This window comes from Chishuiella sp. (assembly GCF_032109125.1).
GTDB lineage: Bacteria > Bacteroidota > Bacteroidia > Flavobacteriales > Weeksellaceae > Empedobacter.
This window is the reverse complement of the sequence record NZ_DAMCLZ010000005.1, coordinates 127,347-149,738: the sequence shown is the minus strand read 5'-3', so window position 1 is coordinate 149,738 and position 22,392 is coordinate 127,347. Positions and strand designations below refer to the sequence as shown.

At 31.0% G+C, this 22,392-nt stretch carries 14 protein-coding genes; 1 reads left to right on the top strand and 13 read right to left on the bottom strand.

Features of this window, described 5'->3' with window-relative positions:
• Positions 1-170 precede the first annotated feature (170 nt).
• From RT575_RS07645 to RT575_RS07635, 3 genes are all read right to left on the bottom strand, one after another.
• Positions 171-2,924 carry a TonB-dependent receptor gene (locus RT575_RS07645; protein WP_313579946.1) on the bottom strand — a complete coding sequence of 918 codons (2,754 nt, stop codon included), beginning with the start codon at positions 2,922-2,924 and terminating at the stop codon, positions 171-173.
• A gap of 28 nt (positions 2,925-2,952) precedes the next feature.
• Entirely contained in the window at positions 2,953-3,729 is a 777-nt protein-coding gene (locus RT575_RS07640; protein ID WP_313579944.1) for a GLPGLI family protein, read from the bottom strand.
• A gap of 187 nt (positions 3,730-3,916) precedes the next feature.
• Positions 3,917-5,725, bottom strand: coding sequence for a hypothetical protein (locus tag RT575_RS07635; RefSeq protein WP_313579942.1), 1,809 nt, complete (start codon positions 5,723-5,725; stop codon positions 3,917-3,919).
• Between the two features lie 199 nt (positions 5,726-5,924).
• Here RT575_RS07635 and RT575_RS07630 point away from each other — a divergent pair, with 199 nt between their 5' ends.
• Positions 5,925-6,881, top strand: coding sequence for a helix-turn-helix domain-containing protein (locus tag RT575_RS07630; protein WP_313579940.1), 957 nt, complete (start codon positions 5,925-5,927; stop codon positions 6,879-6,881).
• 74 nt (positions 6,882-6,955) lie between these two features.
• On the opposite strand, the gene pncA is transcribed toward RT575_RS07630, so the two are convergent.
• From pncA to rpoB, 10 genes are all read right to left on the bottom strand, one after another.
• Positions 6,956-7,567, bottom strand: a complete 612-nt coding sequence (pncA, locus tag RT575_RS07625) for a bifunctional nicotinamidase/pyrazinamidase (RefSeq protein ID WP_313383581.1) — start codon at positions 7,565-7,567, stop codon at positions 6,956-6,958.
• 94 nt (positions 7,568-7,661) lie between these two features.
• Positions 7,662-8,435 (bottom strand): GLPGLI family protein, encoded by a 774-nt coding sequence (locus tag RT575_RS07620; protein ID WP_313383579.1) that lies wholly within the window; start codon positions 8,433-8,435, stop codon positions 7,662-7,664.
• Positions 8,436-8,629: 194 nt separating this feature from the next.
• Positions 8,630-9,622 carry a glycosyltransferase family 2 protein gene (locus tag RT575_RS07615; RefSeq protein WP_313579997.1) on the bottom strand — a complete coding sequence of 331 codons (993 nt, stop codon included), beginning with the start codon at positions 9,620-9,622 and terminating at the stop codon, positions 8,630-8,632.
• A gap of 1 nt (position 9,623) precedes the next feature.
• Positions 9,624-10,484, bottom strand: coding sequence for a lysophospholipid acyltransferase family protein (locus RT575_RS07610; RefSeq protein ID WP_313579939.1), 861 nt, complete (start codon positions 10,482-10,484; stop codon positions 9,624-9,626).
• Positions 10,485-10,515: 31 nt separating this feature from the next.
• Positions 10,516-11,193 carry an RluA family pseudouridine synthase gene (locus tag RT575_RS07605; protein WP_313579937.1) on the bottom strand — a complete coding sequence of 226 codons (678 nt, stop codon included), beginning with the start codon at positions 11,191-11,193 and terminating at the stop codon, positions 10,516-10,518.
• Between the two features lie 76 nt (positions 11,194-11,269).
• Positions 11,270-12,085, bottom strand: a complete 816-nt coding sequence (panB, locus tag RT575_RS07600; protein ID WP_313579935.1) for a 3-methyl-2-oxobutanoate hydroxymethyltransferase — start codon at positions 12,083-12,085, stop codon at positions 11,270-11,272.
• A gap of 204 nt (positions 12,086-12,289) precedes the next feature.
• Positions 12,290-13,564, bottom strand: a complete 1,275-nt coding sequence (glyA, locus tag RT575_RS07595) for a serine hydroxymethyltransferase (RefSeq protein ID WP_313373650.1) — start codon at positions 13,562-13,564, stop codon at positions 12,290-12,292.
• Positions 13,565-13,851: 287 nt separating this feature from the next.
• The gene (locus tag RT575_RS07590; RefSeq protein ID WP_313373649.1) at positions 13,852-14,145 is read right to left on the bottom strand and encodes a DUF3467 domain-containing protein; all 294 of its coding nucleotides are present in this window, start codon (positions 14,143-14,145) and stop codon (positions 13,852-13,854) included.
• Positions 14,145-18,422, bottom strand: a complete 4,278-nt coding sequence (gene rpoC, locus RT575_RS07585; protein WP_313579932.1) for a DNA-directed RNA polymerase subunit beta' — start codon at positions 18,420-18,422, stop codon at positions 14,145-14,147. The genes RT575_RS07590 and rpoC overlap by 1 nt, the downstream gene beginning before the upstream one ends.
• Positions 18,423-18,484: 62 nt before the next feature.
• Positions 18,485-22,327 carry a DNA-directed RNA polymerase subunit beta gene (gene rpoB, locus RT575_RS07580; RefSeq protein ID WP_313579930.1) on the bottom strand — a complete coding sequence of 1,281 codons (3,843 nt, stop codon included), beginning with the start codon at positions 22,325-22,327 and terminating at the stop codon, positions 18,485-18,487.
• Positions 22,328-22,392 lie beyond the last annotated feature (65 nt).

The following is a 22,392-nucleotide window of genomic DNA, read 5'->3' as shown; positions in this document are numbered from 1 at the left end:
ACGACTTATTTTCTAATAGTATTAAGAAATATTTAAGAATAAAAAAACAATATTTATTATTGATTGTAACAATATATTTTTAGTTATTAAACTTATAATAATTTATATAAAAAATAAAGCTTAGTAAATACTAAGCTTTATTTTTTATATACATAACGAGATATTTTTAGTTAAAATTTATAGCGTACATTGAAAATGAAATATCTTCCTAATACATTTTTTGTAGAAGTATAAATACTATTGTTATTAACACCGTTACTAACAATTACGTTGTTACCTAAAAGATTACCACCTATTACAGTTAAATAGGTTTTTCTAGCAACATTGTATCGAACAGATGCATTCCATTCTTTAGCATTATTTAATTTTTCGTTGTTACGATATTGCATACGATAAGAAAAATCAGATTGTAATAATAATTTACTTGTTACAGACCAAGCTGCATCTGCATAGGGTTTCCAAGTTTTAAAATTTTGTGTAACAAGAGATTTATATTCGTTAAGACTTAAATTTAATCCAGCTTTTAATTCAAACTTTTTATTAAAAGTAAATTTATTTTCTAAGTTATACGTTTGACTAAAACTTTTATTATTTACGTTTTCTGTATTTTCATTTACAAGTACATCATTTTCAAACCTTCTGTTTGTAGCAATTGTATAATAATTTGATGTTGATATATTTCCATTTAATCGAAGATTATACCATTTTACAAATCTTTTTTCTACCATCATATTTCCCGAATAAGACCTTTGCTTATTATCAGAATTAATTAATGAATTAAATTGATAAGGAGGTTTAATTCCTGTTACAGTTCCAGAATTATCTGTAATATAATTCAGATTCATGATAGATTGAGTTTGTATACTATTTTCTTGTTCTGTATAACCTAAGCTAGCAAAAAAACTAAAGAAAGAAAATGCATTAAAATGTTGAAAGTTTAATGATCCATTATGAGTTAAAGCTTGTCTTAAATCACGATTTCCATAAAAAATAGATTGATAACTCTGAATGCTATAAGAATCATTTAAATCTTTCGTGTAAGGAAAACTATAATTTTGTTTGTAACTAGCATAAATATTTGTTGCATTACTGAATTTATACTGAATGTTTACGTGAGGTAAAACTTTTGTTTGATTCTTCTTCGTTTCAGAACCATCATAAAATTTAGTTGTTTGATCAAAATAAGATAAACCAGCACCTAAATCTGCTTGTAAGCTTCCTATTTTTTTTGTCAATGTAGCATCAATAAAAGTTTCATTATAATTGAAATCTGTATCAGAAATTAATTTATCATTGGTTAATAATTTTCTATAATCATAAATTGAATTATCAAAATTCTGAATACTGAAACTAGTTCCTGCTTTTAATTTTAAGTTTGAAGTATTTGTCAGCAAATAATTAAAAATCGTATAAAATTGAATCGTATTAAACGTATATTTTTGATTTTGGTTGATATTATACTGATTATTAACTTCACTTAAATTCTCGAAAATTGAAAAAGAAGAAAATGGATTAGAATCAGAAAAAATAGAATAATCTGGCGTGTCTTTTTGATATTGATGACGCAAATAAAATCCGATGTTATGATCTCTACCAACTTTTTTTATGTAGGATAATGTTTGAGAAAATGAATAGTTTTTTTGATCCGAAGAAATTGTTCTAAAACTGTTTTGTTCTCCATTATAAAAACTATTTACAGATTGTTCGTTGTCACTATCTAGATAATTAAAATTTAAACGGTATTTTATTTGACCTTTATCATTCGGATTGTAATCTAAACGTAAACGAGCCATTCCCATCATTGTATTATTCCTATTGTTTTCTTCATCTACCGTTGTATAAGTAGGGTCAACATTGTAATAAAGATTTTCTACACGAGAGTTATAACGAATGTTATTTGTGTTTATTAATCCGAAACCAGAAACACGTAATTTTTTATTAGGTTCTGCTCCAAAATGTACTGCTCCATTATAGCTGTTCATCATTGGAGCATCAGTTTTTGTAAAAATATTTAAATTATCATTTGTGCGAAGCGAATAGATACTTCCTTCAGCATTAAATTCAGAATATCCTCCAAAAAAACTTACATAATCATCTTGATCAAAAACTTGTTTTCCGAATGTATTAAAATCATTGATGATTGTTGCATCTGTTTTTTCAGAAAAATAAAAAACTTTTGCTTGTGCATCTGTATGTTTATCTGCATCTCCACCAAGAGTTACATTACCAAATGCAAGACGTTTCATATCATCTTTTAATTCAATATTTAACGAAAATTGTTCATCATCTTCTTGTAAAGATGAGGCAAAAGGATTTGATTTGAATTTTGTATTCAGTTGTATTTTAGATACTGCATCTGAAGGTAAATTTTTGTTCAAAAGTTTTTCATTTCCTCCCAATACTTCTCGTCCACCAACAGTTACCTGAGACATTTGTTTTCCTTTGTAAAAAACTTTACCATTCTGAACTTCAATTCCAGGTAATTTTTTTAAAATATCTTCTAAAACTTCTTCATTACCTACCTTAAAAGAATCTGCATCATATTCAATCGTATCTCCTTTTACTTTGATTGCTTGCTGTGCCTTAACAATTGTTTCTTGTAAAGAAATTTGTTGACCTTTTAGCAATTTTATTTTTCGATTAACATTTTCCTTTAAGTCAATATTTTCTAAATAGTTCTCAAATCCTGCTTGTTCAACTTCGATATCATATTTTTTACCACAAGGTAATTTAAACTCGAATTCACCAACATTATTTGTAAAAACAAAACCTTGACCTTCATTTTTATCATCAAAAATAGATACTGAAGCATCTGTTACTGGAATTCCGTTTTCGTCTACAATACTTCCTTTTAACTTACATTCTTGTGCAAAGGAAAATTGAGAAATACCAATCAAAAAAATAGGGTAGAAAAATTTCTTCATATAGTGTTAATTATAAAAATAAAACTGATTATTTAGTATCAACACTACTATTTGACATTTCTTGAAACTTTTTTTGCATTTCTTTCATTATTTTCATGAATTCTTCTGTTGTAACAACTTGTCCTTTTGTTGGCAAAGTAACTTTTAACTCTTTATCTGAAATATTTAATTCTTTTAATGTAATAATCATATGTGCATTATTCATTTCAAACTCTGCTTTTACAATAAATCCTGGCAATCCAGCAAGTCCATTAGGTCCATCTTTTAAAGGAATAGCCGGAGCAAACCAAGCGGTCACAGGAATAGAATCCATCATAACACCCTCTGCCTTTGTTGCTTGATAACCTGCTATTTCTGTTTTTTCACGAGATATTTTCCATTTATAATCTGGAATAGCATCTTTTATTAAAAAATTTTTCCCCATCATATCAACTTCTTTATATGATGTAGGTGGGGTAACTGTAAAATCTTTGTAAGTAGGTTTGCTATCAAATGAAGCCATTTGTTGAGCAATCATACCGCCTTGAGATTGTGCATTTCCTACTTTTTGTTCTAAAGTATAAGTAGACATTTTTCCATTACTCTTAAAAAAATAATTTATAAAAATTCCTGCATCAATTTCAGCTTTCAGCATTGGACCTACTTGTGCTCTTACTTGTGCTGGAATTGTTGTCATTAATTTTTCATAATCAAATTTTACTTCAGTAATATAAGTAGCATCTATGTTTTGTGTTTTACCATCTTGTGCAAAAGAAATAGTTGTTGTGATAATTCCTAAAGCAAAAGTTAGAATTGTTTTTTTCATATATCAATGTTTTATATAATTAGTATAGTATATTGATATAATGTTACATAGAAAAATAAAAAATAATTTTTAGTATATACTTTATTTAAAAACAAAAAGCCTAAGTAATAAAATACTAAGACTTCTTGCATAAATAATTAACTAAAAAACTTCCTCTTTTTTTATTATTTATAATATATAACAACTACTAATGTTTATTAATACCTGATGTGGCTGCTTTTTGAAGTGCCCATGCAACCAAATTTAAATCCATAGCAGAATTGAAAACAAATACATTTCCTGCTGTTCCCGAATTCCAATAACCAAAAGATTTAGCTATAGGAAAACCTGTTGTCTGATTATAAACTGCTGCCCATCCTGTTGTTGATGTATTTGTATCCCATGCAGCTGCTACAGAATCACCTACATAAGCAAAATTATAATGGTCATCATACCAAAGTATAGAATGTTCTGGATTTATACTATTATTAGAATATTGATTGTTTGCAGAAGCTATTTGCGTCGCAGTCGAAGGTAAATTTCTAACAAATACACTTCCACTATTATCTTCTCCCCAATATTTTGAAGACAAATTACCAAAAGGTCCATTAATTATTGGATCATTAGGATTATTATTTATTTGATAATCATTTTGACTACTATTTCCTCCTCTATCATAAGCAACTGGAGGATTAGTTGTTCCATAAATTCCTTGCAATAAAATATTCGTCTGTGCTGCTGTATTATCTGACGATCCATAAATTACAACACCTCCCTTTGCAATGTAATTATTAAGAGCTGTAGTAATATTAGAATTTGGGTTAGCTCCATATGAATAATATAAAATAATATCTGGCTTCTCTCCACTACCATTTAAACTACTTGCTGCTGCATTGACATCTGTTTGAGACCATAATTGATTTAATTTTATAATTTTAACTTTTCCATTTACGCCAAAAGAACTAGAATTAAATGCAGATTTTCGATATACATTGTTCCATGAATAATCACTAGTTCCAATAATAGCATAAGTCATCGCAGGTAAAGTTAATGGTATATTAACACTACATGTTGCATTGCCATCAACAGTATTTGAAACAATATTAACATCAAAACTAGAATTTACAGTAGGTGTTCCAGTTCCTATTAATGTAATAGTCTGTGTCCCTGTAGTTGTAAAAGTTCCTGAAGCAGAAAAACCAACTCCATTAATAAGATTTGTATTAATATCATAAGAACCTAATGAGCTAACATTAACATTCATAGATATTGTATTATTAGAACTTAAAGCTGTACCTTTAACATATGTTCCATTAACGATAGCTGAAGAACAATTTAAAGAATAGTTGGATATATCTGCTTTTACTTGAACAGAAATACTACATTTTGATTGAGAACTTTCTTGAGAAGAAGTTATATCAAAATTGTCTTGTTGAACTCCAATTGGTGTACCTTGTGCAGATAATTTAACAATTTGTTTACCAGTAGTAACAAATGTTCCCTGACCTACAAATGAATAACCATTATTAGAAGAAGAATTAGCCATTATTTGGTAATTACCAGGTTTTGTTACATTAACAGAAATTTGAATATAGTTAGTTCCATCGACCTCTTTTCCTCTAACATAATTTCCTTTTAATTCTGATAAATTACAATCAAAAGTAATTTTTGCATTACCTAAATTTCCACAAAGACTTTTCCATTCTTCTTCATCAAAATTCCAATAATTATAACAATTCTCTGAAGTATTAAAAATCATTAAACTATTATCAAATTTATTTAAACGAATAGAACTATTTGTAGGATAATCAGAATAAGTTAATTTATCTCGTTCTGAAGTTGTATAACGTTGAATTATTATTCCTGAGTAATTATCTGGATCATTTGAACTATTTGGATCATTACGTTCAGAAACATGTAAATTACTATTAGGATTTGGTGTATTTGTATTAATACCTACTTGACTAAATAGAAAACTAGAAATTAATAGGAATGGTAAAAAGAGATTTAATTTCATAAATTGCATTAATTTTGCGTTAATAATTTTACAAAATTACACCTAAACATAATTGATCTACTTACTATTTACGAGGCTTTGCAATGAAATATATAAAAGTATTAAAACTTTTTTTTTCTCAAATTTTAAATATTAAAATATTAATATTTAACTACTTAATTCAATGAAAAATGAAATATTATTAAGAAAAAAAATTATAATGGAAAAAACTAAATCTCATATATTGAATTTAGAGAAAAGAATATTAAAAGTTTATGATATTACTGTTAGTACAATTTTAATTCTTTTTTCTTCTATCTTTTTTATAATTTTTAATGACATTATAATGGGGTATTATTGTTTAATAGGATCTCTATTTCCTATTACTTCTCTTATCCTTGTTTATTTATTATCTATTAAAACTATAAATAAAATTATACATTTTCATTTAATCATAGGTCCTATTTATTTATCATTTCCGGTAGTATATTTTTGGAGTTATTCAATAATGAATTTATGCTGGTATATCCCAATTCCTTTTATTGTATATATTTTCTTCAAAAAAAATACATTTATAAAATATATGATTTATTTAATAATTGTAATTGGAATAACGTTTTTTATAGCAAATGATTTTAATTATTACTCTATATCATCCTATAAAATGCTTAGATATACAGATCTTCTTGTCATAGGTTCTAATATTTTGACAATGTGTATTTTTCTTCATTATAAAGATAGATTAAGAAAAATACAGATTGTATATGACAAAAAAAGACTTTCTATTAAAAATAGAATTATAACAAATGAAAATAATATTTCTAGTACTATTTCTTTATTTACAAAAATTGATGCTCTTATGATTGAGAAAGAGTTTTTCACTAACCCAAAATTTAGCATTTCTCAATTAAGTATTGAAGTAGGAGCTAATAATAATTATATCTCACAATCAATAAGATACCATGGATATTTAAATTTCAATCATTATGTTAACCATTATAGAATTAATAATGTAAAAAAATTAATAAAAGAAAATGATATGAGTAAAATTAAATTATTCTATATATACAGTAAAGCGGGATTTAATAATCAATCTACTTTTAATAAAGTTTTTAAAGATTTTGAAGGTATTACACCATCTGAATATATCGATTTTATTCAAAAAAATAAATTATAACATATTTATTGTGTAGAAGAAAAGCCTCAATATTAAATAAATACTAAGGCTTTTTTTGATGATAAATTATATTTTTATAATAAATAAGTAGAAACGTTTCCTCCTTTCTCTACAAAATTTTCTTTTAGTTTTTCGAATTTTTCTTCGTCAATTGCTTTTGTAGAACCTTCTAAAATATAAGTTGCATAACCTAATCTTAATGCATCTTCAGCTGTATGATAAACACAAACATCTGCAGCTAGACCACAGATATAAACACTTGTTACATTATGATCTTTTAAATAACCATGAAGCCCTGTCGGATTCTTCTTATTCACATCATAAAACCCACTGTAAGAATCAATTTTAGGATTCATTCCTTTGCGAATAATAGCACTAATTCTATTTTGATTTAAATTTTTATGTAATTCTGCTCCTCTTGTTCCTTGAATACAATGGTCTGGCCATAAAACTTGTACAGTTTTATCATGGTCATCTAATACAATTACATCAAAAGGCTTTTTACCTTCATGTTGACTTGCAAAACTTTCATGTTTTGCTGGATGCCAATCTTGTGTAGCTACAACGATATCAAATTTTTCCTGTAATTGATTAATACGATCTATTAATGTATCTCCATCTTTTACAGCTAAAGAACCTCCTGGTAAAAAATCATTTTGTAGGTCAACGATGATTAAAGCTTTCATAAATTTATTATTTTATTTCTTTAATTAAATATAAGCTTTAATAGAATTAGTTTTAAAATTTTTATCTCAAATTTAACTAAAATGTAAAAATTTCTTAATCTTTTCTATCTACTCCTTCAGAACGCATTTGTTTAAATTGCTTAAATTGACTTTCAGAAATATTTTTAAACTCTTCGTCAGTAATTACATTTTTTTCTTTCGGTTTTTGAATTGGTTTCAAGGAAGGATCTTCTTTTACTTCAATAGCTTTTATTGATGTATTTTCTTTTAACTTACTTTTAGAATTGGTTGTTTGTACTTCTAATATTAATCCTGGTAAACCACTATACATTGCTGGTCCATTTTTTACTGGAATACTTGGTGCATACCAAGCTGTAACTATATTTCCACTATCTGTAGTTGAAGTTGCTTTCTTTACATCAAAACCTAGAATCTTTTTTGTCTCTCGAGATATTTTCCATTGATAATCTTTTAATTGATCTTTTATAGTGTATTCTTTATTGAACATAGAAACACTTGTTAAATACTGATTTGTGGAAAGATCTTTAAACAATCCATTACCTACACCACTAAAACTTATACTAAATGAAGCACCACTAGATTGACTATTACTAATTTTTTCTTCTTTCTTGTAATATGACTGATTATCATATATTGTTAGTAAATAATCTTTAGGATCTGTTAGATTCTTTAACATATTATCCTTAAAATTTTCTGGTAACTTAGAAGTATTATTCGATTGAATAGATACTTTTAATGCTTCTTCATCTATATGAGTTATTTCTTGGTATTTTACTTCTAATTTCTGAGCAGAAATTGTAGTTGATATTAAAGTAAAAAATAAAGGTAATGTGCTAAATATTTTCATGTTAATTAATTTAAAATGAAAATAGTAAAATATTCAATATGTTGGTGATAAGTTTTATTTTTTTTATAAAAAAATGCAATAAGGATTGAAGCGGCATCCCTTTATAATTGATTAGCAAAAACTATAAAATCAATTATAAAAGATACAGCGAGAAAGCGTGACCGAAGGGATTGCCCAAATTATTAGATGACTTATTATTTTAAATCGTTGAAATATTTTCGCTTTTTCAAGAAATATTGAATTGGTAATAATGCCGTAGTTGAATAATTTTTGTCTTGATGTTTTCGCCTTTTCTTATACATTTTTGATAATCCTTTATAAAAATGCATATGCGATATAAAAACTGCCCACAAATGAGGAAATCCTTGTGAAGGAAGAAAAGCCATTGCTGCAATACCATCTAATGACAAGCGTGTGAAAATAGTTGGAAATAATTTATTTTTTGGTAAATTTTTCAATAACATCCACAAGCTATTTCTATAGTTTAAATACCATTTTTTTGGATTAGATTTATCTAAAGTTGCTCCACCCAAATGATAAACGGTAGAGTCGCCACAATAATAAATTTTTCGACCAGCATTATTTAATCGCCAACATAAATCTATCTCTTCCATGTGAGCAAAAAAGTCTTCATCGAAACCTTTTTGTTCAAAAAAATCTTTACTTCTGATAAAAAAACATGCTCCTGTTGCCCAAAATATTTGAGTTGTATCGTTGTATTGACCTTTATCTTCCTCTAAAGTAGAAAAAACACGTCCTCGGCAATAAGGATAACCATATTGGTCTATTAATCCACCACCTGCACCTGCATATTCAAAATAAGATTTATTTTTAAAATCTAATAATTTTGGTTGCACTGCTGCAATATCTGGACGACTATCTAATAAAGAAATTATAGGTTCTATCCAATTTTCTGTAACCTCAACATCAGAATTTAATAAACAGAAATATTCAGCATCAATTTCTTTTAAACCTTCATTATATCCTTTTGCAAAACCATAATTCCCTTTATTTTGAATTATTTTTACCTCAGGGTATTGAGTTGTTAACAATTCTACAGAACCATCAGTTGATGCATTATCAATAACATAGATCTCAACATTTTTTGAATTGTTGATAACTGAAGGTAAAAATTGAGGAAGTAGTTTTTCTCCGTTCCAATTAAGGATTACAATAGCTATTCTCATCTTATAAATCGGCATATTTCCAACGTTTATGACTCCAAAGCCAATTGTCTGGATGTTCTTTGATTGTTTCTTCTAAATGATTAAAAAATTGATGGACAATTTCATTCTCAGTAAATTTTTCTCCTTCTGGTTGTAAACGAACAAATGTTGTGTGGTAATATCCTCGTTTTATTTTCTCAGTTTTACAGTAAACAACCCCCATTTCTTTTCTTTGAGCTATTTTGTCGAAGCCATTAAAAACGGGAGTTCTTTGATTTAGGAAATCAATGAAATAATGAACCGCTGATTGTTTAGGGCTTTGGTCAGCAACAAAAAGATAAGTAGATTCACCATCATTTGGCGTTTTCATCATAAAACGAAGAACATCTTTCATATCAATCGCTTTTGTTCCAAAACGTGCACGCATGTCATTAATTTTATCATCCCAAAATGGATTTTTAATTTTATGATATACAGCAATAGTATTTTTTGTAGACAAATGTCTTGCTGTACCTATAAACCATTCCCAATTAAAGATGTGTCCACACATCATCATTGTATTTCTTTTCTCTGATTTTATCTGGTTAAAAACCTCTAAATTGGAATAAGTTAATCTTCTGTCTAATTCTTCTTGTGAAATTGAAAAACTTTTTAATGTTTCTACTAAATAATCACAAAAATTAGCATAGAATTTTTTGTGAATATCTATAATCTCTTTCTCTGATTTTTCAGGAAATGATTTTTTAAGATTTGTGCGTATTACATTTCTTCTATAACCGATTACTCTATACAACAGAAAAAACAAAAAGTCTGAAAATAGATACAGTACAGATAATGGTAAACGTGAAATTTGGTAGATAAAGAAATAAAATATAGTATTCATTTAATTCTTAAATAAGAAACAAATTTACAAATTATAATTTTGTTGTAGCTTGCCAAATGGCATCTTTTGGAACTGGAGCAATAATTGTTATTTCTTCTTTCTTTACGGGATGCTCAAAAGTTATACGATAAGCATGCAAAGAAATACTTCCATCAGGATTAGAACGTTTTGCACCGTACTTTAAATCTCCTTTTATTGGTGAACCAACAGATGATAACTGAGCACGAATTTGATGAGAACGTCCTGTAAACAGTTTAACTTCTACGTAATGAAAAGAATCTAATGCACCTAAATATGTATATTCTAAAATTGCTTTTTTAGCATCTCCTGTTGGTTTAGGATAAACTGTTGTTTTATTATTTTTTGGATTCTTTTTAAGGTAATGTTCCAAACGCTCAAAATTATGAGGTGGTTTATTTTGTACAATTGCGCGATAAACTTTATCAATGTTTCTTTTTTGAAACATTTCGTTCATACGAGTTAATGCTTTGGATGTTTTTGCAAAAATTAAAACTCCAGAAGTTGGTCTATCCAAACGATGAACTAAACCTAAGAAAACATTTCCTGGTTTATTATCACGTTTTTTTATATAGCTCTTTAAACTATCGATAAGAGGAATATCTCCTGTTTCATCTCCTTGAGCTAGTTCTCCTGCTTTTTTATTAATAATTAGAAGATGATTATCTTCAAATAAAATTTCTGGATTCATTGATAAATTTTAAGTTAAGTAATAAGTTTTAATGAGATATTACTCTCATTAAAAGCTTATTACTTATCAGTATTTTTTAATATTGTTCGTTACTATTCGGGAAATCATTAGATTTTACATCAGCAACATATTGCTCAACAGCACCTACAATTTCATCTTCTAAATTTAGATATCTACGTACAAACTTAGGTTTAAAATCATTATTTAGTCCTAGCATATCATGTATTACTAAAACTTGTCCATCACATCCATTTCCTGCTCCAATTCCGATTGTTGGAATAGATACAGAAGCTGTAACTTTAGCAGCTAAATCTGCAGGAATTTTTTCCATTACAAAAGAAAAACATCCTAATTCTTCCAATAATTTTGCATCATCCATTAATTTTTGAGCTTCAGCATCATCTTTTGCACGAACTTTATAAGAACCAAATTGATTGATTGATTGTGGTGTTAAACCCAAATGTCCCATTACAGGAATACCTGCATTTACAATACTACGAATAGATTCTTCTATCTCTTTTCCTCCTTCTAATTTTAGGGCATGTGCACCTGTTTCTTTCATTACTCTAACAGCAGAATCCAATGCTTTCTTAGGATCAGATTGATAAGTACCAAATGGTAAATCTACAACAACCAAAGCACGTTTTGCTCCACGTACAACACATTGTGCATGATAAATCATTTGATCTAAAGTAATAGGCAATGTAGTTTCATAACCAGACATTACATTTGCCGCAGAATCACCCACCAAAATTGTATCTAATCCTGCTTTATCAGCCAATGTTGCCATTGTAAAATCATAAGCAGTTAACATAGATATTCTCTCCCCATCAAACTTCATTTTGCGTAAAGTTTCTGTGGTAATTCTTTTTATTTCTTTATTTACAGACATTATACTAAAAATTGATTTTTGGTAAAGTTAAATTTTTAATTTTTAGAAAGAATAGATTTTTAAGAGAAAAATATTCATAACCGTATAATTAAAGATTTACTAAAAATTATAATCATTTTATCTATTGAAAATCAAAAAGAAATAAAAAAGCCTCAAATAAGATGATTTGAGGCTTTTTACTATTCATTTAGAAAATATATTCTATTATTTCATTTGGAATAATGGTCTACTTGACATAAACTCATTTACACGATCAGCAATCAAATCAATTACTGTTTCGTTATCAATGTTTGTTAATACCTCATCAATAAAATCTGCAACAGTTTGCATATCCTCTTCTACTAAACCACGTGTTGTGATAGCAGCAGTACCTAAACGAATACCAGAAGTAACAAAAGGAGATTTATCATCAAAAGGAACCATATTTTTGTTACAAGTAATTTCAGCTAAAACCAAAGCATTTTCTGCTTGTTTTCCAGAAATCCCTTTATTACGTAAATCAATCAACATACAGTGATTATCTGTTCCTCCAGATACAATATTGTATTGTTTTGCAACCAATGCAGCAGCTAATGCTTTTGCATTTTTAGCAACTTGTACAATATAATCCATATAACCATCAGATAAAGCCTCTTCAAAAGCAACCGCTTTAGATGCAATCACATGCTCTAATGGTCCACCTTGTGTTCCTGGGAAAACAGCTCCATTCAATAACTGAGACATCATTTTTACTTCACCTTTAGGAGTTGTTAATCCCCATGGATTTTCAAAATCTTTTCCCATCATAATTACTCCACCACGTGGTCCACGTAATGTTTTATGAGTTGTTGTAGTTACAATGTGACAATGAGGAAGAGGATCATTTAAGATACCACGAGCAATAAGACCAGCTGGATGAGAAATATCTGCTAATAATAAAGCACCTACTTCATCAGCAACTTCACGAAATTTTGCGTAATCTATATCTCTAGAGTAAGCAGAAGCACCACAAATAATCATTTTTGGTTGCTCTTTACGAGCAGTTTCTGCCATTGCTTCATAATCTATATATCCAGTTTCTTTATTAACTCCATAAAAAGAAGTTGTATAAATAGAACCCGAAAAATTAACAGGAGAACCATGTGTTAAATGTCCACCATGAGATAAGTCAAAACCTAAAATTTTGTCTCCAGGTTTCAAACAAGCTAAATAAACAGCAGCATTTGCTTGCGAACCAGAGTGTGGTTGCACATTTGCATACTCAGCACCAAATAAAGTTTTTAATCGATCTATTGCAAGAGATTCAATTTCATCTACAACTTCACATCCACCATAATAACGTTTACCAGGATAACCTTCGGCATATTTATTTGTTAAAACAGATCCCATTGCTTTCATTACATTGTCAGATACAAAGTTTTCTGAAGCAATAAGTTCAATACCATTCAATTGTCTTTCTTTTTCCTCTTCAATCAAATCGAAAATTACATCTTGTGCCATTGTTTGTTTTTTGTTTGTATATTATTTTGCAAAGATATAATATTCTCTTATCATTTAAAACTTAGTAACTCAATTCATCATTTATTTTCTAGGGCAAATCCTTCGGAACGTGCTTTCCATTGCAATCTTTTGTTATTTTATATCGATAATTCTAGTATTTTATAACAAAAGGATTTCCATTACAATCACTTTTGCAAATACGTTTACAATTAGATTTAAAAATAAAAAACATAAAAAAATCCCCTAATCTAAGATTAAGGGATTTTTGAAATATTAAGAGAAATTTCTTAAGCTTCGTAAGTTGCTGTACCGTTGTTTACTTGAGGTTCTTTGATTTCACCAAAGCTTTTCTCGAAGTTAACTACGTTTTCAGCTAACGATTGAGATAATTGTTTCGCTTGTAATGGAGATAAGATAATACGAGATTTTACACTTGGTCTTGCACCTGGTAAAAATTGTACGAAATCTACAACGAACTCAGATGGTGAGTGGTTGATGATTGCTCCTGTTGCGTAAACTCCTTGAGCTACTAATTCGTTTAACTCGATGTTTAACCCTTCGTTTTGTTGATTTTCTGACATTATAATTCTTGTTTTGCGTTTATTAATTCTTCGTATTCACGGTTAGATCCTACGACAATGTTCTGGTATTCTTTTAGTCCAGTTCCTGCAGGAATTAAGTGTCCAACAATTACGTTTTCTTTTAATCCTACTAAACTATCAACTTTTCCTGCTACAGCCGCTTCATTAAGAACTTTCGTTGTTTCCTGGAACGATGCTGCAGACATGAAAGATTTTGTTTGTAAAGATGCTCTTGTAATACCTTGTAAAACTGCCTGTGCTGTTGCAGGGATAGCTTCACGAGCTGTTACTAAGTTTTTATCTTCACGTTTTAATTTAGAGTTTTCATCACGTAATTCGCGAACAGATACAATTTGTCCTGGTTTTAAATCAGTACTATCACCTGCATCTTCTACGACTTTCATTCCGAATAAACGATTGTTTTCTTCCATGAAATCGTCTTTGTGCTCTAGACTATCTTCCAAGAATCGTGTATCTCCTGAATCTACAATACGAACTTTACGTAACATTTGACGTACGATAATTTCGAAATGTTTGTCATCAATTTTTACACCTTGTAAACGATATACATCTTGAATTTCATTTACTAAGTATTCTTGTACTGCTGTAGGACCTAAGATTCTTAAAATGTCTTCTGGTGTAATAGCTCCATCTGATAATGGTTCACCTGCACGAATAAAGTCATTTTCTTGAACTAATACTTGAGCAGATAATTTAACTAAGTAACGACGGATTTCACCATTTTTAGATTCAACGATGATTTCGCGGTTACCACGTTTTATTTTACCGAAAGATACAACTCCATCCATTTCACAAACAACTGATGGGTTAGATGGATTACGAGCCTCTAACAACTCTGTAATACGAGGTAAACCTCCTGTAATATCGCCAGATTTAGCTGACTTACGAGGAATCTTAACTAAGATTTTACCTGCATTAATTTTTTCTCCATCATTTACCATTAAGTGTGCACCTACTGGTAAGTTGTATGTTTTTTCTTCTCCATCAACAGTTAATACTCTTAACGCAGGAACTAACTTTTTATTACGTGACTCAGAAATAACTTTTTCTTGGAATCCAGTTTGCTCATCGATTTCAATCTTATAAGTAATACCTTGTTCCAATTGTTCATACTCGATTTTACCTGCAGATTCTGCAATAATAACCCCGTTATATGAATCCCAACTAGCAATTTCGTCACCTTTTTTAACTTTAGCTCCGTTTTTAACAGCTAATACAGTACCATAAGCGATGTTAGTTTGTTGACGTACGTTTCCTAAATCATCAATAACTTTTAATTCTGTAGAACGAGAAACAACAGTATCAACTAAGTTTCCTTCGTCATTTGTAGATTCAACAATTCTTAAATCTTCAAATTCTACAGTACCATCAACTTTAGCATTAATAGTATTTTGTTCTGATACGTTACCAGCAGTACCTCCCACGTGGAATGTACGTAATGTTAACTGTGTACCAGGCTCACCAATTGATTGCGCAGCAACTACACCAACTGATTCTCCTTTCTGAACATCTTTACCTGTAGCTAAGTTACGTCCATAACATTTAGCACAAATACCTGTTTTAGCTTCACAAGTTAAAGGAGAACGTACTTCTACGTTTTCTATACCTGCAGCTTCAATAGCATCACCAATTTCTTCTGTGATAATGTTTCCTGAAGCAACAATTAATTCTCCATTATCTGGATTATAAACATCATTTAATGAAGTACGTCCTAAGATACGAGAAGATAAACTTTCAATGATTTCTTCTTTTTTCTTAAGTGCAGTAACTTCTAATCCTCTTAATGTACCACAATCTTCGTGCATTACGATAACGTCTTGTGCAACATCAACTAAACGACGAGTCAAGTACCCTGCATCGGCAGTTTTTAAGGCTGTATCGGCAAGACCTTTACGAGCCCCGTGAGAAGAAATAAAGTACTCTAAGATAGATAAACCTTCACGGAAGTTAGAGATAATTGGGTTTTCGATGATATCCCCACCAGTAGAACCAGCTTTTTGAGGTTTAGCCATCAATCCACGCATACCAGATAACTGACGAATTTGCTCTTTAGATCCACGTGCTCCAGAATCAAGCATCATGAATACTGAGTTAAACCCTTGTTGATCTTCAGTCATACGTTTCATTACAATCTCCGTTAACGTTGCGTTTGTTGTTGTCCAAACATCAATTACTTGATTATAACGTTCGTTGTTTGTAATAAGACCCATATTATAGTTCATCTTGATGTTCTCTACTTGAGAGATTGCACCAGAGATAAGCTCTTTCTTTTGTTCAGGAATTAAGATATCACCTAAAGAGAAAGATAAACCTCCTTCAAAGGCATTACGATATCCTAATGCTTTCATATCATCAAGGAAAGCTGCTGTTTTAGGGAAATCAGTAATTTTGATGATTTTATTAATAATAGTACGTAACGATTTTTTCGTTAATACTTCATTAATATAACCTACTTCTTTTGGTACGATTTGGTTAAATAACACACGACCTACAGAAGTTTCAATTAATTGATTTTCTACTAATTTGTCTCCTTGACGTACAGTTGTTTTTACACGAATTGGAGCATTTAAATCTACTGCACCTTCGTTGTAAGCAATTTGTACTTCTTCATCAGAATAGAAAGTTAATCCTTCTCCTTTTACTGTAAACTGGTGGTCTGTACGACGAATTTTTGTCATATAATACAGACCTAAAACCATATCCTGAGAAGGTACAGTAATAGGAGAACCATTTGCTGGATTCAGAATATTTTGAGAAGCTAACATTAATAATTGAGCCTCTAAAATTGCTTCTGGTCCTAATGGTAAATGAACAGCCATCTGGTCACCATCGAAATCGGCATTGAAGGCAGTACACACTAATGGGTGTAAACGAATTGCTTTACCTTCGATTAATTTCGGTTGGAATGCTTGGATACCTAAACGGTGTAACGTAGGGGCACGGTTTAATAAAACTGGATGACCTTTGATTACATTTTCTAAAATATCCCAAACAACTGGCTCTTTTCTATCGATAATTTTCTTAGCCGATTTAACTGTTTTTACAATTCCACGCTCGATTAATTTACGAACTACGAATGGTTTGTATAATTCAGCTGCCATATCTTTTGGTAAACCACATTCGTGTAATTTAAGTGTTGGTCCAACAACAATTACAGAACGAGCAGAATAATCTACACGTTTACCTAATAAGTTTTGACGGAAACGACCTTGTTTACCTTTTAATGAATCAGATAATGATTTTAACGGACGGTTACCATCAGCTTTTACAGCAGATGCTTTACGCGTGTTATCAAATAATGAATCAACCGCTTCTTGTAACATACGTTTTTCATTACGTAAGATTACTTCTGGCGCTTTGATTTCCATTAATCGTTTCAAACGATTGTTACGGATAATTACACGACGATATAAATCATTTAAATCTGATGTTGCAAAACGACCACCATCTAATGGAACTAACGGACGTAATTCTGGTGGAATAACCGGAATAACGCGCATTACCATCCATTCTGGACGGTTTACGTGGTGCATATTTGACTCACGTAACGACTCAACAACTTGTAAACGTTTTAACGCTTCTGTACGACGTTGTTTAGAAGTTTCGTTGTGTGCTTTGTGTCTTAATTCGTAAGATAACTCATCTAAATTGATACGAGATAATAGGTCTTCTAATGCTTCAGCACCCATTTTCGCAACGAATTTATTAGGATCTGTATCTTCTAGATATTGATTCTCGATTGGAAGAGTTTCTAAGATATCTAAATACTCTTCTTCTGATAAGAAATCTAATCTATTTAATTCTTCACCTTCTGGTCCTTTTGCGATACCTGGTTGAATCACTACATATCTTTCATAGTAAATTACCATGTCTAATTTCTTAGATGGTAATCCTAAGATGTAACCAATTTTGTTTGGTAATGAACGGAAATACCAAATATGTGCAATTGGCACAACAAGATTGATGTGTCCAATACGCTCACGACGAACTTTCTTTTCAGTAACTTCAACCCCACAACGGTCACAAACGATACCTTTATAACGGATTCTTTTATATTTTCCGCAGGCACATTCGTAATCTTTTACAGGTCCAAAGATACGCTCACAGAATAACCCGTCACGCTCTGGTTTGTGCGTTCTATAGTTAATCGTTTCAGGTTTTAAAACTTCACCTTTAGATTCTTGAAGAATCGATTCTGGAGAAGCTAACCCGATACGGATTTTTGAGAATTGACTTGTTTTATTTTTTGTTGACATATAGAAATGTATCTAACAATTATATTATTATAACGAAAAAGGTAGAATAATAGGTTGCCCTATTATTCTTCCAAGTTTATGTCTAATCCAAGACCTTGTAATTCATGTAACAATACGTTAAATGATTCTGGAATACCAGGTTCTGGCATTGGCTCTCCTTTTACGATTGCTTCGTAAGTTTTCGCACGTCCAATTACGTCATCCGACTTAACTGTTAAGATTTCGCGTAAGATATTAGATGCACCGAATGCTTCTAATGCCCAAACCTCCATCTCTCCGAAACGTTGTCCACCGAATTGTGCTTTACCTCCTAATGGTTGTTGAGTAATTAATGAGTATGGTCCGATAGAACGCGCGTGCATTTTGTCGTCAACCATGTGTCCTAATTTCAACATGTAAATCACCCCTACAGTAGCTTTTTGATCAAAACGTTCTCCAGTATTACCGTCATATAAATATGTTGTACCGTGTTTTGGAATACCTGCTTCTTCTGTGATGCGATCGATATCAGCGATTTCAGCACCATCGAAGATAGGTGTAGCAAATTTTTGACCCATTTTAAGTCCAGCCCATCCTAATACCGTTTCATAAATCTGACCGATATTCATACGAGATGGTACCCCAAGTGGATTAAGTACGATATTTACTGGCGTTCCGTCTTCTAAGAAAGGCATATCTTCGTCGCGAACGATACGTGCAACAATACCTTTGTTACCGTGACGTCCTGCCATTTTATCCCCTACTCTTAGTTTACGTTTTTTCGCAATGTAGATTTTTGCTAATTTAACGATACCTGCAGGTAACTCGTCTCCAACAGAGATTGTAAATCTTTCGCGGTTAAGTGCTCCTTGTAAATCATTGTACTTAATTTTGTAATTATGTAACAATTCTTTTACTAATTCGTTCTTATCCTCGTCTGTTGTCCAAAGAGATTCTGCTCCAGTTAAATTTAAGAAATCTTCAACATTAGATAAGATTTTTTGTGTGTATTTTACACCTTTCTTGATTACTTCTTCATTCAAGTCGTTGTAAATACCTTGAGAAGTTTTTCCGTTTAATAAAACGTATAATTTCTCTAATAAAATCTCTCTTAATTCGTTGAATTTAACGTCGTACTCAGCTTCTACACTATCAATAATAGCTTTGTCTTGAGAACGTTTACGTTTATCCTTAATACTACGTGAGAATAATTTTTTGTCGATAACAACACCACGTAATGATGGAGAGGCTTTAAGAGAAGCATCTTTTACATCACCTGCTTTGTCACCAAAGATCGCACGTAATAATTTTTCTTCTGGAGTTGGATCAGATTCTCCTTTTGGAGTAATCTTACCAATCAAGATATCACCAGGTTTTACTTCTGCTCCAATACGGATCATACCGTTTTCGTCTAAGTCTTTTGTAGCCTCTTCTGAAACGTTAGGAATGTCTGAAGTTAATTCTTCCATACCTAATTTTGTATCACGTACATCTAATGAATACTCATCGATGTGGATAGATGTAAACCAGTCTTCGCGAACAGCTTTCTCAGAGATTACAATAGCATCCTCGAAGTTGTACCCTTGCCAAGGCATGAAGGCAACAACCATGTTACGACCAATTGCTAATTCTCCTCCTTCTGTTGCATAACCTTCAGATAAAACTTGTCCTTTCTCTACACGATCACCAACTTTTACAATTGGTTTCAACGTAATTGTAGTTCCTTGATTCGTCTTTCTGAATTTTGTTAAATTATATGTTTTCTCAGCAGTATCGAAGCTTACTAATTCTTCGTCTTCTGAACGATCATATTTAATTGTTATAATGTCAGCATCAACATAAGTTACTGTACCTTCACGTTCTGCATTTACTAAGATTCTAGAATCTTTTGCAACTTGTTTTTCTAATCCAGTACCTACAATTGGTGCTTGTGGTTTCAATAATGGAACAGCCTGACGCATCATGTTCGATCCCATCAACGCACGGTTGGCATCATCATGCTCCAAGAAAGGAATTAATGATGCAGAGATAGAAGCAATCTGGTTAGGAGCAACGTCAATTAAATCTACTTCTGATGGAGTAACAACTGGGAAATCTCCATCTTCACGAGCAGTTACACGCTCTGTAGCAATAGTACCATCGTCAGCAATGTCGATATTGGCTTGAGCAATTACTTTTGATTCTTCCTCTTCCGCAGTTAAATAGATAGGTGTTGATTCGACGTCCACTTTTCCTTCTTCTACTTTTCTGTACGGTGTTTCGATGAACCCTAAGTTATTAACTTTAGCGAATACACATAATGACGAAATCAAACCAATGTTTGGTCCCTCAGGAGTTTCAATTGGACATAAACGTCCGTAATGAGTGTGGTGTACGTCACGTACCTCGAATCCCGCTCTTTCTCTTGATAAACCTCCAGGTCCTAATGCTGATAAACGACGTTTGTGTGTAATCTCTGATAATGGATTTGTTTGGTCCATGAACTGAGATAACTGGTTCGTTCCGAAGAATGAGTTGATAACAGATGATAATGTTTTAGCATTAATCAAATCGATTGGTGTAAACACCTCGTTGTCACGAACATTCATTCTTTCACGGATAGTTCTAGCCATACGAGCTAAACCTACTCCGAATTGGCTAGCCATTTGCTCACCTACCGTTCTTACACGACGGTTAGATAAGTGGTCAATATCATCCACCTCTGCTTTAGAGTTGATTAATTCGATTAAATATTTAATAATCGAAATGATATCTTCACGAGTCAATACTTGTACGTCCTCGCTAATGCTTAAGCCTAATTTTTTATTTAATCTGTAACGACCTACTTCACCTAATGAATAACGTTGATCAGAGAAGAATAATTTATCAATAATTCCTCTAGCAGTTTCTTCATCTGGTGGCTCAGCATTACGTAATTGTCTATAAATATACTCTACTGCTTCTTTTTCAGTATTAGTAGGGTCTTTTTGTAATGTATTATGGATAATTCCATAATCAGCAGAATTAGTATCTTCTTTGTGTAATAAGATTGTTTTTACTCCAGAATCAACAATTTGATCGATGTGATCTTTTTCTAAAATTGTTTCACGATCTAAAATAATCTCGTTACGCTCAATAGATACAACCTCTCCTGTATCTTCATCTACGAAATCTTCATGCCATGTATTTAATACACGTGCAGCAAGTTTACGACCTACAACTTTCTTTAAGTTAGCTTTATTAACTTTTACTTCTTCAGCTAAATCGAAAATTTCTAGGATATCTTTATCTCTTTCATATCCAATAGCACGAAGTAATGTTGTTAAAGGTAACTTTTTCTTACGATCGATGTAAGCGTACATTACGCTGTTAATGTCAGTTGCGAACTCAATCCATGATCCTTTGAAAGGAATGATACGAGATGAGTACAATTTAGTACCATTCGCATGGAAAGATTGTCCGAAAAATACCCCAGGTGAACGGTGTAATTGAGATACAATAACACGTTCTGCTCCATTTATAATAAATGAACCTGAAGGAGACATGTAAGGAATTGTTCCTAGATAAACGTCTTGTACAACTGTTTCGAAATCCTCATGTTCTTCGTCAGTACAGTACAATTTTAGGCGAGCCTTTAATGGAACACTGTAAGTTAATCCTCTTTCGATACACTCATCAATTGTGTAACGTGGTGGATCTACGAAATAATCTAAGAATTCTAAAACAAACTGATTGCGAGTATCCGTAATTGGAAAATTCTCAGCAAATGTTCGGTAAAGACCTTCATTTTTTCGTTGGTCAGGTCTTGTTTCCAACTGGAAAAAATCTTCAAACGATTTGATCTGAATGTCAAGGAAATCTGGGAACTGAGCGACTGCTTTTGCAGAAGAGAAGTTCAATCTTTCTTTTTTCTCAGTCGAGTTGCTTAATGTTGCTTTAGTGGCCAATTTCGAATGAATTTTGGTTTATATAATGACTTTATGCGTAAAAAGGTTTAGACCTAACACGTCCT